Raw genomic sequence first — 15,319 nt, 5'->3', positions numbered from 1 at the left:
CTCGAAACATCAGCGTCATTCCAGCCGTGCGCTGACGGCCTCATTCGCAGGCCGTGAACAAAACCTGCTGATACCGGATTAGTTAGCTTGGAGTGATCTACATCCCCTCGATGAGGGTCGCCTGCCGGATCATCCTTGCTGGATGTGCTGTCTTATAAACACCCGACCGTAGAACTACAACCCAGGCGGACGAGGACAGATCAGCGGCACGCCGGGTACTTCCCTGGGCTCATCAGGCCTGCTGATATCCACAATACGCAGCCCGCACTTGCGCACGCCAGCCCAGACAAAATCCACACGGTAGACGCTATCGGCAGTGGGCGTGAACAGCTTGGTTACCGGCCCACAGGACCCTCTGCTGTACTGGTCTTGCCAGGAGGAGAAGCCTTTGACCTGTACTGGTGCATCTGCAGGCACTACGGCCTCTCGCACAGTTGGAACGCCGCTGAGCTTGTTGCTCAACGCTGCAATCCAGGGCAGCAGCACGCCCTCGCCTCCATCGCGGACAGATCCTGCGAATTCAAAGCCTTCGCACGCCGTGCTGGCGGAGCTGATGGAAAAGCCTGCCGACATGGGCATGCCTGTGGAGCGAAGATGCAATGTGGCGTCTTTGGGCTGTGGTGTGTAGTTGCGGCGAGGCTCGATGGCGCAGCCAGCCAGTAAAGCGCCCACAAAAAGCATCAATACAGAATAATGCATTTCACTCATATTTATCCCGCATTTTCACTTAAACCAATGAAAACACAAATCATCAATATCACTGGCAGCCATCAAATATCCACAGAAACTTTGAAAATACATTCAATCAAAGATTTTCACAGCATGCTTCAATAAATATATTTATTGAAAAAAACCGCTCAAACCAGTGATTTTTAAGCATCAAAATCTTTATTCATCAAATTATTCATGATGCATACACCGAGATTACGCGATCGCATAAATTACACTTCAGGGTTGAATATTTTCAATATTTAATATCTTCAAATCATGCATAAAATTCTTAAATTCATCTTCAGGTACATCCTTAAGAATTTCATCGATAGGATTTTCATCCATAAATCTCGCCAACGACTCAATATTTCGCATATGAAATTCTTTATTCCATCCCCCAGATAATATAATAATCACGATTTTCCACATAAAAACTTCCATAGGCAAGGTAAAAGAGTCTTGAAAGTTATATATTACATATCCCATAATCTCATCATGTCCCCAACCTTTCTTTATCGCATGATCCCTGCACCCCTCGTAATAGCATTCAAATGCCCATGATTTCATCATCGAATATGAAACTCTTTTTTCCATAAATCATTTCCAACAGCCGCTCTTAATGATTCTTTATCTGAACCTTAATTTAATACGTGCCTAGGGATTCTCTGCAAAACCTCGCTTTCTGAAAATTCAACCAGATCAGATCAACAAGTTGCGATCGATTGAATGCAGGAATGAGTTTTACAGATCATCCTTAGCACAATGAAATATCGCTCACATCAGAACCAAAATCCTTATATATAGATATTATTTCGCTCATAAAATCATGATTCACATCAAAATCAAGATACCTCCAATCACCAAGGCCATATCTCTCAATTAATTCATCAAGCTTTTTGGTACTTGAATATATAACTCCATTCCACAATACAAGAGATTCCTCATTTCCATCGACCTCTAAAGTTTCATATTTTTTTGAAAACTTCACAATGTCTTTGATCTTATAAATATCCGGATTTACACAACCAATCAATCCTGATGAATAATTTCTAAAGACAAACCTTGAAACGGCGTTTCTCCACTTATCCTGATTAGCCCCATACTGACCACCACACCATCCAGAGAGAATACTGACGCCTGATATATCATCTAATGAGGCAGCAATAAGATTTCGCTGATAACCCAACAACAATTCATACTTCATTCTATTTTCTAGGAAATTTAAACTGTGCAGGCTTAGTTCTATTGATATAAAACCACGACTTACGTAAGAAGGAACAAAGCGCGCGGCTTGCCATAGGGCGCAGCACGTTGTCGCATCCTGTTTGTGTAAGTCCTTAAAACGATAGTTCTAATACTGGCAATTTTCGCAACTTCACTTCCAGATGAAATTCATACCTCCCTCTTATATATCTCAAAATTATTGCTAGACAAATCAGGTGTTGATACGTGTAGTCTTCTACAACTTGGACACCAATAAACAGTTCTTGAATCTAGATCAATTTTTTCGAAAAATGAATCCACATCAATCCCCTTATTTTTAACAATAGCGTTGCCAATATCCTCTACATTTGCATTCTTAATTAACATCAAATCATAACCCTCTCTCCCAGTAGAAAGATGAAATACATACCCACACAAGCATCTATATTTAGGCATAATTTATTTTGGCCTTTTAAGCACCTTTAGCTTACCATTTGAACTAAATATCAATGTATCAATATTTTTTGCATTAGGTTTTTTCCAAAACCATGTTACTCAAAATTTCTATTTCATAATCAGTCAAATCCTTCTGCACCATCACCCCATTTCCCTGCTTGTTCTTCTTCTCTATGGCACGTGCCATATTAGGCAGCTCCGTAGATGGATCCGGACTGTACTCGTCAACTTGCCCGATTCCTTCCACATAATAATCAGCTTTCCGTCCTGGCTGATTTGCGATGAATTAGTCGGCTGATGAACCACATTAAAACCGTTATCCGCAAGTGCATCAGCCCCTTTTATCTCGTTAACTCCAGGCGCAGCCCCGGGCAAAGCACTGACGCTACCCCCATTTTTGTTCTCGCTGAGAACAAGCTGCGGCCCTTGCGGTTCTGGGATCGGGGTAACAGTTGTAGTGTCTGAAGGGTCTGCTATCGGTTTTCCATTAGGACCCAACCCACCCTTCGGACCATCATTAGGTGTCGTAGTAGTGCCGCCACCAGGATTCGGATTTCCAGTCTGATCCCCACCAGTGTGATTCGGCCCTGGAGCAGGCGTTTCCGGCTTACCTTGCCCCCCCAATAGTCGAGGATCCACACCTTGCGCAATAAGCGACAGCGTACACATGGGGATCAGCCCACATCCGCGCATCCACGACTGGCCAACGGCACTGGCAATCTGCTCCTTGGTCAGACTGGACAGATACTGCGCCATCTGCGGTACAAAATTCTTCGCGCATGCAGGTATCGCGTAGCATCCGATCAAGGCCAGTGAGCCTCCCTTCAGCAACACATTTATGGCAAAGGGTGCCACCGCGTTGTTTGACGCTTCATTCGCGCCAGTAGCTGCACCGGGTGCACCGCCAATGCTGGCGCCAGCACCCAACGCATAGCCTTGCACCAAAGCATCCACCACGGGCTCCAGCAAGCTTCGAAGTTACCTTGATGCCCGCTTCAACGTTGTCAGTATCTTGTTCCTATCAATTCAGTAAATATCCTATATATATCCATATGACCGAGCCGCACGAACAATATCTGCTTCAGAGCTACTGCCGACTCCACTAATATCAATAGCTCTCTTCCACAATCCTTTAATATCAGATCCAAAAGATTCGATCACCAACTCCTTCTCTCCTGCTATCATATGGTATTCATCGCACACATTTAGATAACAAAATTCCTTTGATTCAGGAAAAATGAAGTATGAGCCGTCATACAAAGGAATCATCCCTCTGCGAATTATCTTGACATTCTCAATATTTAAATAAAAATTCGCTATTAATGCTGGAGAAAACATTTCAATCTCAGGAATTTTATTGCGATCTTTTTTCGAAAAAGATTTCGATGGCAAAGCATATGCATACTCTTCAAAATTATTTTCCAAAATATTAAAAAGCTTATCGACAAAATAACCCTCTAAATCTCCATCATTGCATGATATTATTCCAACACTCCAGCCTTTCAAATCCACATAATCCGCAGATATCATTGCGCCAAAATGATTATCAACAATATCTCGAAAACAGATGACATCATTTATCTTACTAGAATCATTTAGATAATAGAATTTTCTTTCCTCGTCTATTATCCAAGGCACTCTCTTAAATTCAGCATCAGACATAACTACCCTTCATAGATAGTCGATATAATACTATGTCATTTTTCAGAATACCTGATTTTCACCACCGACCTTCCGTCTGGTCGCTGAATTTCAATTGTACTCCCCTCCATTGAGCGGCTTCCTGGCCCAGACACAGCTTCTATTAAAGAATTTAAGCGAAATGATTTTATAAACCCCTTGCCGAATAGGTTCTATTGAAAGCATGGAAAAGCAATAATGCGCATATAGACCACCGGCCGCTCGTCCACGATCTTTCATCAATTAAACTGGCCGTCCACCCTTCCACCTCCCCTATCGCTTTAGGTAAGGATTCTGAAACCCCAACTCAAAACCAATGTTTCCAAAAATACGACAAAGACATGAAATTTCTTACAACTTAATAAATTCCTGCACCGGCAAAATATCTGAAAAATCAATCGTTAAGGTAAAGGAAATATTACTCAACTCCCGTCTTCTTCACCAACTTCAAAACGGAATCCGGCAAGCCAACTCCCCACTTCAATGTCAGCATTCGATCAGCTATCAATTAGACATTACTCGAAATACACTATTACTCAAGTAATTAATCAAATAATATTCAACTACAATTTAAATTATTTACTTCAAGGCAAAATGACCGGCATGCACCCCGAACTTCGGCACTTAATTTTTCAGCACTCAATCTTCTTTTTTATACACCGAGAAAAATCTACTGTACAAATCAGGATTTGAAATATGAACACGTTCACATTCAGGGCATATATAGACCGTTAACGCCCCTGAATCTATTTTATTATAAAACTCTTCCTCATTCATATTTCCATTATTTAAAAATCCACCAATTTCTTCTATTTTTGAATTTTTGATAATCCTACAATCATAGTCTTCATTGCCAGTCGACAATATAAAAATATAACCGCATTTGCATACATATTTAGACATAAAATCTCACTTTGGCCTTTTAAATATTCTGACCTGCCCTTTAGAATTGAATATTATTGTATCAATATTTCCAGTATTGGGCTTCCCCCATACTCTACCCGCGACCTCATTCATTTCCTGATCCGAAATATCTGCCTGAACAAGGACACCATTAGCTTGATCCTTTTTTCCCTCAATGCCACGCGCGATTTTTGTTGTAGTAGCACCGGCATTTGGAGTGTATTCATCTACTTGACCAACTCCTTCCACGTAATAATCAGCCTTACGCCCCGGCATATTTTGATATTCATTAGTCGGTTGATGAACTACATTTAGCCCACTATTAGCAAGTGCATCAGCCCCCTTTATCTCGTTCACGCCAGGTGCAGCCCCTGGCAAGGCGCTCACGCTACCGCCATTTTTATTTTCACTTAGAACAAGCTGCGGTCCTTGCAGTTCTGGAATCGGGGTGACAGTTGTAGTATCTGCAGGGCCTGTTATAGGCTTTCCATCAGGATCCAACCCACCCTTTGGCCCATCATTAGGCGTAGTAATAGAGCTGCCATCAGGATTTGGATTCTTCGTCTGATCCCCTCCAGTGTGACTTGGCCCAGGCGCCGACGTCACAGGCTTGCCTCTCACCTGATCTCCCAGGTAGTCCGCAATAGCAATCGCCATTGCCCCATCTTCATCTATACCCGGACTCCTCTCCTTCGCAATGTTTGCGAGACGCATCAACTCCAATCCTGTAGCACCTGTCAAGGCCAGGCAGGCCTCATTCTTAAGACACACCCCAATACCGCCAACCCCCAATCTTTTTAGGACTGTGCCCGCAGCATTATTGGCAGCTTCATTACCCCCTGTGACTGCGCCTTCGGTACCACCGGCTGCCGCACCGATGGCTGCCCCTGCAGCCATGAGGATTCCGTCGCGGATGGCTTGCGGTATTTCTTTGTTCTCCAGGAAGTCTTTCATCTGCGCGGTGGCTGCGGAGCTGGCTCCCGCGCCCACAGCGCCGGCAACCCCACCCGCCGTGAGCAAGCCTATGCCCGCGTGCATGAGCGTTCTTTTTGTTCCGCCTTCTTTCCAATCATTCTCAATTTGGTCAGCTTCTGCCAATAAGGAGGCCCGTTTGGCTTCGTCCGGCTCAAGTTCGGCTATCTTCCGCAGTCCGCCTGCTTTGTTTAGCTGATCTTGCGCGTACTGGGCTCCCGCGCGGGTGGCCTGCTTGCCAAACTCCCGCGTGATCTCAATCTGCGCATTGACGTTCTCGCGCACCTTGTCCTTGTCGAAGATGGGCTTGAGGCCCGTCTCCTTGTCCCCCGTGCGCGCACCGCTGTCACCCGCCACGCCGCTGATGCCTGCCTTGGTGGTGCTGCTGGCATTGCCGCTGTCGCTGCCCACGCCGGCACTGCCGCCCGTCAGGCCCTTGCCTGTGTCGAGTGCGGCCTTTTTTTGTTCTTCCGTCTTGGCTGTGCTCTGGTCACCTGCCTGGAAGCCCACGCTGCCGCCTGCGCTCCAGCCGCTGGCGTCATATTTCGCATGGTTTTCAATGTCGCTGGTGGTCAACTTGCCGCCCGTTTCAAAGCGGTTCTTGCCGTCGTCCATCGCCACCTGGGTGCTGGTGATGGCGCCGCCCTTGAGCGTGGTGTCGCCCTTGACCTTGACGTCAAAGCCACCGTCGCCAGCGCGGATGCCGCTTTGCTCGACCACGCTCTGGTAGTCGCTGTCGATGCGCGTGCGCCCGGCGCTGCCGCCCACGCTGGAGGGGCCGTAGCACAGGGGAGGCACGCACAGGCTGACGTTGAGGCCTGCGCTGCTGCTTTTCTCGTTGTAGGTGCTCTTGTCCTGCAGGCTTTCGATGGCGAGGTTGCCGCCTATGTCGGCCTTTACCGTGTCGGCCACGATGGTGGCGCCCTTGAGCGTGGTGTCGCCGCCGCTTTGCACGCTGGCCGTGCCGCCTGCCTTGATGTGGGTGTTGGTGTGGCTGAGGCTTTCACCGCTGCCACTGCCCTTGCCCTGGCTGAGCCCCACATTGACGCTGAAGCCGTTCTTGCTGCCCAGGGTGAAGGCCACGCCCACGCTGGCCGAGCTGCTGCTTTGGCTGTTTTGCTCGGCAAAGCGGTTTTCTGCCGCTTCCAGGACGATGTTGCCCTTGTCCGCAGCCAGGCGTACGTCCTTGCCGGCTTCCACGCTGCTGCCGCGCACATGGACGTCACCCTGGGTGGCCGTGATGCTGACGTTGCCGTCGGCCTTGACCAGGGAGCCTACGGCGCTGTTGACCTGGTATTCGCTGGTGCTGCGGCTGGAGCTTTTGCCCAGGCTGAGGCTGATGCCTACGCTGGTGGCACTGCTGGGGTCTGCGATGAGCTGGCTGGCCTTGCCATAGGTTTCATAGGCCGCCATGCCGGCAGCGGCCGCACCCAGGGCCTGCATGCGAGCATCGCTGGTCTTGCCGGTCGCCCCGGCAATGCGGGCGACCGTCTCGCCGCCTTGCACGACATTGACCACGGGGTTGCTGATGCTGACGCTCAGCCCGCTCTGTTTGGCCCGCATCTCGAACTTGTCGCGCTCGAGCTCGCGCGCCTCGTTGATCTCAACGCTTTTGCCGACGATGTTCACATCGCCCTGCGCCAGCACGGCCGAGCCCGTCTGGCGGTACTGGTTGCCCGCCACGATGGAGGCGTTGCCGCCCTGCGCCTGCACGCTGGAGCCGGCCGCGCGCACGCTTTCGTTGCTGCGGTCGATGGTGACGGACTTGGAACCCAGCGTGATGCCGAAGCCGCCGCCGCTGAACAGGCCCGATTTCTTGGTCTGGCTGTGGCTGGTGGCGGCGGCGCTGTCCTGGCCCGCCAGCAGTTGCACGTCGCGCCCGGCCACCAGGCCCACATCGCCCTGGCCCACCACGTGCGAGCCGGTCACACTGATGTCGCGCCCGGCCTGCAGGTAGATGTTGTTGGCGCTGAGCACGCTGCCTTCGCTGAGGCTGCTGGCGCCTTCCTCCACGGTGTGCGTGCTCTTCTTGCTCAGGAAGCCGCTTTTCTTGCTGTAGGTTTCCTCGAAGCGGCCGTGCTCGGTCTGCATGTCCTGCAGGTTGACGTCGCGGCTGGCGATGAGGCTGGCGTCGCCCTTGGCGGTGACGGTGGCGCCCTTGAGGGTGATGTCGCCCTTGCCTGCGTCGGCCTTGCCGTTCGCCACGATGCTCAGGTTGCGGCCTGCCTCGATTTCTCCGCCCGACAGGGATTCGCTGCGCTGGAACAGCGCATGGTCGTAGTTCTTGCGGTGCTCTTCCTCCAGGCTGCTGGCCTTGTCCACCAGGGCTTCGACGCGCACGCTGGCGCCTTGCACCAGAACGTCCTCACCGGCCTTGATGCGCGAGCCCAGGGCCACCACGTCGCCCTTGGCCCGCAGCGTGACGCCGCCTTCGCCGCCATCGATGGTGGTGCCGGTGTGGGTCAGGGTGTCGGTGCGCCGCTGGGTTTCGCCGATCTTGATGCGGATCTCGGGGTTGGTGAGGTTGTTGTCCGCGTCGTAGTGCTGGGCGATGAGGATCTGGTCCTCTTTGGTGTGCGTGCTTTCGGCCTTGGCGGTGGCGCCCAGGCGGATGTCGCCGTCGGCATACAGGCCCGCGCCCTTCTTGCCTTCGACCTTGCTGGCGACCAGGTCGATGTTGCCGCCCGCGTCCAGCACGATCTTGCCCGCGTCGCTGACGAAGCGGCCATCGGTGGCGGTGATGTTGCCGCTGGCCTGCAGGTAGCCGCCGTCATGCGCGACGATGCTGCCGCGGCTGTTGTCGATGTCGCCCTTGAGGGAGGTCAGCAGGGTGCCGGTCTCTATCTTGCCGTCCCGGTTGTCGAGGCTGCCGCCGCTGAGGCTGGTGTAGCCGCCCGCGCGAATGCTGGCGCCGAAGTTGTCTATGCCTTCGGCGGCGCGTATGGCCAGGTTGTTGGTGACTTCCAGCTGGCCCCGGTTGATGAACTGGCCGTTGAGGTTGAGTTCCAGGTCGTTGGCGCTGATGCCGCCGGGCACGATCTGCATCTGCTTCCAGTCGGGCCAGGCCACGCTCTTGCCGCCACCCAGCAGGGCGGCCACGCCGCCTTCGGGCGTGGCCAGTTCAGGGCGCGAGAGGTCCAGCGGCCTGGAGGTCCGGGGCGGCAGGCCTTCGTCGCCCGGGCCCTTGATGTCGCTGCCCTGGCCCTTGGTGTCGCCGGCGCCTATGGTGCCGGGGTCGCCGCCCAGGACCTTGAATTCCCTGGGCGCGTCGGCCTTGTCGGCATCGCCGGTCTTGACGTCGCCCTTGACGGCCTGGCCGTCGGGGCCCTTGGCCACGTCGCCGGGCTTGACCTCGCGGTTGCGGGCTTCCACGACCAGGGGCAGGCCCGTGGCGGGATCAATGCCGGGCCGTACGGTGATGGTGCCGCCATTGATGGTGATGGCATCGCCGACGATGGTGCCGGTATCGGGCCCGACCAGAGTGATGGTGGAGCTGCCGCTGCCAGTGTTCAGGCGCGGCACGCTGCGGGCCAGGCCTTCGACGGTGACGATGTCCCCGTCGGCGTTCTTGCCCTCCCAGGTGATGGTCTGGTTCTTCTTGCGCTGCTCGATGCTGCCGCCACCCACGCTGGCGTCCGAGGCCTCATTGACCAGGGAGCCGTCGAAGCCGCCGCCGATGTACAGCTGCGCACGCTGCGCCACGTCGGTGTAGCCGACGACGCGCACTTCCTTGAGCTCGGCCAGCGCGGCCGGGTATTCGGGCACCTCGTAGGTGCCATCGCGCACGTCGGGCTCGCCACTGCCGCTGCGGGTGCCCGTGGCTTCGTTGTGGATGCTGCCTTTGGCGCTGCCGGCGATGGCGACGCTGCCCTGGTTGTGCAGGGTGCCGGTCCAGGCCACGGAGTTGCCGCCATAGGACCAGCTTTCCGAGGCGCCCACGTTGATGCCGCCCACGTTGAGCTGAAGGTGGCCCAGGGCCAGCAGTTCGTTGCCGGTGGCTCCATAGGCGCCGGCCATGGTGAGGGTGACGTCGCCCAGGCTGCCCACGGTGCCGCCGCTGTTGCTGTAGCCGCCGGACTGGATGTTGAGCTTGCCGCCCGCGACGAGGGTGCCGCCGCTGTTGCTGAAGCCGCCCGTGGTGTTGATGTCGATCTCGCCGGGCGCGCCGCCCTGGCCATAGACCGTGCCCTGGTTGCTGAAACCCGAGCCCTTGATGCGGATGTCCTGGCCCAGCAGGTTGGCACCGTCGCCGTTGCTGACCGCGCCGCTGGCCTGCAGTTGCAGGCCGCCGCTGGCGGCCACCGTGCCGGTGTTGGCAATGCCGCCGGAGCTGGCGGTGAGCTTCGCATCGCCGCTCTTGGCCAGCAGCGTGCCCTGGTTGTCGATGCTGGCGGCGTTGATGGTGACGCTGCTGCCCTGGATCTGGCCGGTCACCCCTTCGGCAGGGGCGCCATTGCTGAAGGCACCGGCCGATGTGATGTTGACGGCGCCGCCTGCCTGCATCTGCCCGCCCGCGTTCTGCACGGAGGGGCCCGAGATGGTGAGGTCGCCACCGGCCGAGATGATGCCGGTGCTGGCGCCACCACTGGCGCCTGCGGAAGTGTAGGGGTCGTTGACGCTGCGCGTGTTGTTGAGGCTGCCCTGGATATTGACGCTGCTGCCTGCGCTGACCACGCCCTTGTTGGTCATGCTGCCGACGTTGACGGTGAGCGCACCGCCCGCATGCACGGTGCCCGGGGTCTGGCTGTAGCGCCAGTCTTCAGGGGCGGAGCCCGCGCCGCAGCCGCTGGCCGAGACACAGCTGCGCGATTCGGTCAGCCCGTTGTCGAAGCTGCCGCCCGAGATGCTCAGGGAGCCCGAGGACTGGATCTGTCCATCGTTGCCTATGCTGCTGCCGCTGAGGGTGACGTCGCCGCCCGCCAGGGAGCCGCTGTTGGAGATGGAGCCGCCATAGACGCCGAGCGAGCCGCTGGCGCCTATGCTGCCGCTGTTGCTCAGGCTGCCATCTATGCCCACGCTGGAGCCGGAGATGCTGCCCGAGTTGCCGGTGGCGCCCAGGGAGATGCCCTGCGCACCGATCTGGCCGCTGTTGTCCAAGGCGGCCATGGTGATGGTGCTGGCGGCAATGTTGCCGCTGTTGCTGGTGCTGCCCGAGACGCCCAGGCTGCCCTGGGCATAGACGCTGCCGCCCTGGTTGCCCAGCGCGCCGTCGATGGTGATGTCGTCGGCCACGACGCTGCCGCTGCTCGACAGGGAGCCGGTGTGGGTGAGCTTGCCACCCGCCTGGAGGGTGCTCTGGCTGCTGGTGCCGCCGGCCGCCTGCAGCGCCATGTCCTGGCCAGCGCTGAATTTGCCCTGGCTGCCCAGGCGCGTGGCGCCCCCGGCCTGGACGGTGAGTTGGCCCGGTGTGACGATGCCGCCAGCGCGGGCCAGGTTGCTGTCGATATTGCGGGCGCGGATGGAGATGTCCTGCCGCGACTGGATCAGGCCTTCGTTGGAGAGATCGCCGCCGGTGTCGATGTCCACCGCCTTGGCGAAGGTCATGTCGCCCCGGTTGCGGATGGCACCGTTGTCCGCCTTGAGCCGGGCCTCGCCCAGGAAGAGGCTGTTGCCTTCAAATCTCAGGTTCTGCGCCGCATGGGCGTCGAAGTCGCCGGCCACGTCGAGGTTGCCGCCAAAGCCGATGCTGCCGGCCTCGCTGCGGGCGGTGAGCCGGCCTTGCGCGACGGTGGCACCGCCAATGGCAATGTCACCCCGGGACTTCAGTCCCAGGTCCTGTTCGGCAGAGACCTTGCCTGCAATGGCGATGGCGCCGCCGGAGCTGGCAAGCTCACCCTTGCGCAGTTGCAGGTCGCCGCCCACGCGCACGCCGTCCGAGCCCTGCAGGCGCGCATCGCCCAGCGTGGCGAGGCCGCCGCCCACGTCGATGGCACCGGCCTTGGCCTCGATGTCCATGCCGTCGTTGACGCGCAGCTCCTTGCCCACGGCGAAGCCCTGGCCGGCGCTGGCATCGAGCCTGCCGGTGACGCGCATCTGCCCGCCCGCCTTGCCGCCCGAAGTCTCGCCGTAGCTTTGGCCCGCTCCGCTTTGCAGGCGTGCATCGCCCAGCACCAGGGTGTCGCCGGCCACGGCAACGCGTCCGCCGGCATTCGCGGCCAGGCCCTGGCCGAAGGCTGCATCTGCACCCACGGTGATGTCCGCGCCAGCGGCGATGTCGGCCGGTCCCTGGACGGTGGCCGCGCCTGCCACCTCGTGGCTGCCTCCCGCGCGGGCCTGGTAGGCGCCGCCGGTCTCCAGGCTTTGCAGGCGGATGTTGCCGCCCGCGTCGATCACTGCAGCCTGGCCATCGGCCGTGCCGGCCACCACCTTGCCGGCCTCGGCATCGGTGCCGGCCTTGAGGCTCAGCGCCCCCGGCGTGGCGATCGTGCCGCTGATGGTGATGGCGCCCGTGCGCGCCGCGGCGTCGATGCCGGCGCCCATCAGGTCGCCCTGGATGCGCAGGGCATCGTCGGCGCGCAGCGTGGCCTGGCCCTGCGCCAGCACGCTGCGGGTGTGGACGGATGCAGCCGCAACGTCAAGATCGGCACCGGCCTGCAGGCGTTCGGCCTTGAGGGCCTGTGCCGACCGGATGTCCATGGTGCCCATGGCCGCGATGTCGCCCGCCACCGTGATGTCACGGCCTGCGCGCAGTTGCAGGTTCTCGCCGGAAAGCACCGGCCCCTGGACGTCGATCTGGCCTGCGGACAGGGCGGTGATGCCCCGGTTGGCAACCAGCTGGCCCCGGCTGGCGATGCCGCCATCCCCGGCCTCCAGTTGCATGCCTCCACCGGCCTGCAGGCCCTTGTCGAGGCTGATGGAGCTGCCTGACAGCGCCACGTCGCGCCCGGCGAAGGCATCGCCGCGCACGGTGGTATCACCCTTGGCGGCAATGCGCGCATCGCGCCCGGCATGCAGTGTTCCATCGACGAGTACATTGCCCGCCGCAGTCACGCCGGCATCGCGCCCGGCCAGCAGGTTGCCCGTTGCAATGCTGCCCGTCGAGGATTCCAGGCGCACGTCGCGCGCGGCCTGCGCCTGCTCCAGGGAGATGTTGCCCTGGCTGCGGATGTCGAGGTCTTCGTTGGTGAGGATGGACTTGGCGGTGATGCCTTCGGCGCCGGCGCTCAGGGTGGTGCTGCCTGCCGAGCGCAAGTCGCCTCCCAGCTGGAGCTTCTGGCCTGCCTTCATGTTGACGGCGCCTTGCGACAGCACATCACCGGCAATGCGGATATTGCGGCCCTCGACGGACAGGCCCGCAGCCTCCATGCCCTTGTCGGCGGAGAAGTCGCCGCCCGCACTCCATTGCTGGGAACCGGCCGAGCCCACCTGCCCGCCCAGGCGGATGTCCCCGCCCGCCTTGCCCGTGATGCCGCCGCCCGCAAGGATGTCGCCGTGCGCCGTGAGATTGCCTGCGGCATTGAAGCTGGCCTTGCCGCCCGATGTGACCGGGCCGGCCATGGTCAGGTCGCCACCTGCGCTCAGGCCCAGGTCGCGCCCGGCAGTGATGGCACCGTCGAACCGGGCGTCGCCCCCGCTGGAAAGATTCGCGCTGCCCGTGACACTGACATCGCCACGCGCATGCAGGGAGTCGCCGACGCGCAGGTTCAGGTCGCCGCCGATGGACAGGCCTTTTTCCATGCTGCCGAGATCGACCCGGCTGGCGTCCACATTGGTCTCGCCGGCCGAGATGTCACCGTTGATGCCCACGGTGCCCGCCTTCATGCTCAGCGACTGGCCCACCTGGGCACTGCCGATGAGGTCAACCGATCGAACACCGTCGAGCTGGAAGTTCTCGCCAACGACGCTGCGTCCCGTGACGTCGATGGTGTCGGCCGAAACCTTGGCGCTGCGGTTGACCTGCAACTGCCCCGACAGCAACGCACCTTGGCCGGCCCGCATGTCCAGGTTGCCCGCGACTGCGGTGACGCCGCCCAGCGACGCACCTTCGCCCGCGTCGATGGCCAGGTCGCCACCCACCAGCAGCTTGCCGGTCTGGTGGACGTTTTTGCCACCCAGTGTGGTGGCGCCCGCAACCTGCACGGTGCTTGCGCCAGAACCCATCTGCAGGTCACCACCCGCACGCGCCTGCAGGCTGCCGGCGGTCACGAGATCGCCGTTCACGGCAATGCCGCCCTTGCCGCTTTGCAGCTGGATGTCGCCCTGCGACTGGAGCGGCCCGTTCAATTGCATGCCGTCGCGGCCGCTGACCTGCAGTTGCTTGCCGGCGGAGACTTCGCCCCCGACGCTGACATAGCCATCGCTGTCGATGCGGATGTCCCGCGCCGATGCCAGGGAACCCGTGCTGACGCGGCCGGCGCTCTGGATCTCCACGTCGCGCTGGTAGGCCAGAAGCGGGCCCTGCAGGTTGACGCCCATGCCGGCATCGGTGGAGATGACACGGATCTGGCCTGCGGTCATGGCACCGAGGGCCGTGGCATCGATGGCCAGGGCCCGGCCGGACTGCGCCGGAGCCGGGGTCTGCGGGGACTGCGGGGATTCGGAAGCGGCACGCGCGGAGCCCGGCATGGCGGGCGTCTTGCCAGCCGTCAGGTTGATGCTGGAGATGTCCTGGTTCAGGTAGTGGGCGCGCAGGGGAGCGTCGATGCTCAGCATCTCGCCGATCAGGTCCAGCTGTCCCACCGTGCCTTCGATGCCCGAGCCGCGCACTTCGATGCGGCCACCGGTGACGTCGAAGCCCTGTTTCCTGGCATCCTGGAACGTGCTGCCCTGGCCGCTGGCATCCAGCCAGGTGGGCCGGCCCGTGCTCAGGGTAAGCCTGGGCGTATTGACCACGCCACAACCATCGCAGGTAATGCCGTTGGGGTTGGCGATGATGACGGTGGCGGGCGCGCCGAAGACTTCCACCGTGCCCCGCATCTGGCCGGGTGTTCCGGTGACGGTGACCTCGTTGACGATGGTGTTGGCCGCGCGTCCACCGGACAGGTTTGGATTGGCAGCAGCATTGCCGCCCAGCAGCGGGGTGCCACCGATGAGGCTGTTGTTGAGAACGACTCCGGACGTGGGCACATCGAAGCGCTCGTACTGGTTGAGCGAGGTTCCGGCCGCATTGGGCGCCGTGATGTTGACCAGGGCACCACCACCCGGCAGCGACTGGATGCCCGGCTGGAAGGCCATCGGCGCGCGCGGGTCGGCAATGGGCCCGCCGAATGGGCCTGCGATGGCCCCGGCCGGCGGCTGCGGCTGGGCCTGCGCGGTGCCAACCATGACCAGTTGCAGTTGAGTCAGCCAAAAAACAGCGGCCATGAACGCCGCCGTGCGCCGGGCCCAACGAGGGGCGCGGTGCGCGGTTCTCGATTCCTCGGGCACAGGGGAGGACTGTTGGTTTTGCTGGCTC

At 58.6% G+C, this 15,319-nt stretch carries 7 protein-coding genes; all 7 read right to left on the bottom strand.

Translation table 11 applies throughout. The features are described from left to right. Window positions 1–174: 174 nt before the first annotated feature. The gene (locus KDK82_RS32200) at window positions 175–708 is read right to left on the bottom strand and encodes a hypothetical protein (RefSeq protein ID WP_143343501.1); all 534 of its coding nucleotides are present in this window, start codon (window positions 706–708) and stop codon (window positions 175–177) included. 240 nt (window positions 709–948) lie between these two features. Continuing rightward, a complete protein-coding gene (locus tag KDK82_RS32195; protein WP_143343500.1) occupies window positions 949–1,305 on the bottom strand; it encodes a hypothetical protein in 357 nt (118 codons plus the stop codon). Window positions 1,306–1,465: 160 nt separating this feature from the next. Continuing rightward, window positions 1,466–1,915, bottom strand: coding sequence for a hypothetical protein (locus tag KDK82_RS32190; protein WP_143343499.1), 450 nt, complete (start codon window positions 1,913–1,915; stop codon window positions 1,466–1,468). 626 nt (window positions 1,916–2,541) lie between these two features. Then, window positions 2,542–3,324: a hypothetical protein gene (locus KDK82_RS32185; RefSeq protein ID WP_143343498.1), complete on the bottom strand. Its 783-nt coding sequence runs from the start codon at window positions 3,322–3,324 to the stop codon at window positions 2,542–2,544. Between the two features lie 84 nt (window positions 3,325–3,408). Next, a complete protein-coding gene (locus KDK82_RS32180; protein WP_143343497.1) occupies window positions 3,409–4,032 on the bottom strand; it encodes a hypothetical protein in 624 nt (207 codons plus the stop codon). 657 nt (window positions 4,033–4,689) lie between these two features. Further along, window positions 4,690–4,953, bottom strand: coding sequence for a hypothetical protein (locus KDK82_RS32175; protein WP_143343496.1), 264 nt, complete (start codon window positions 4,951–4,953; stop codon window positions 4,690–4,692). 6 nt (window positions 4,954–4,959) lie between these two features. Next, entirely contained in the window at window positions 4,960–15,228 is a 10,269-nt protein-coding gene (locus tag KDK82_RS20680) for a hemagglutinin repeat-containing protein (RefSeq protein ID WP_179217953.1), read from the bottom strand. Window positions 15,229–15,319 lie beyond the last annotated feature (91 nt).

The sequence above is a fragment of the Delftia sp. K82 genome (assembly GCF_002193035.1).
Classification (GTDB): Bacteria; Pseudomonadota; Gammaproteobacteria; order Burkholderiales; family Burkholderiaceae_C; genus Comamonas; species Comamonas acidovorans.
This window is presented reverse-complemented; position numbering and strand designations above follow the sequence as displayed.

Coding starts and splice junctions, on each gene's coding strand:
- KDK82_RS20680 (WP_179217953.1), bottom strand. CDS start 15,228: ATGGCCGCTGTTTTTTGGCTGACTCAACTGCAACTGGTCATGGTTGGC.
- KDK82_RS32195 (WP_143343500.1), bottom strand. CDS start 1,305: ATGGAAAAAAGAGTTTCATATTCGATGATGAAATCATGGGCATTTGAA.
- KDK82_RS32180 (WP_143343497.1), bottom strand. CDS start 4,032: ATGTCTGATGCTGAATTTAAGAGAGTGCCTTGGATAATAGACGAGGAA.
- KDK82_RS32190 (WP_143343499.1), bottom strand. CDS start 1,915: ATGAAGTATGAATTGTTGTTGGGTTATCAGCGAAATCTTATTGCTGCC.
- KDK82_RS32200 (WP_143343501.1), bottom strand. CDS start 708: ATGAGTGAAATGCATTATTCTGTATTGATGCTTTTTGTGGGCGCTTTA.
- KDK82_RS32175 (WP_143343496.1), bottom strand. CDS start 4,953: ATGTCTAAATATGTATGCAAATGCGGTTATATTTTTATATTGTCGACT.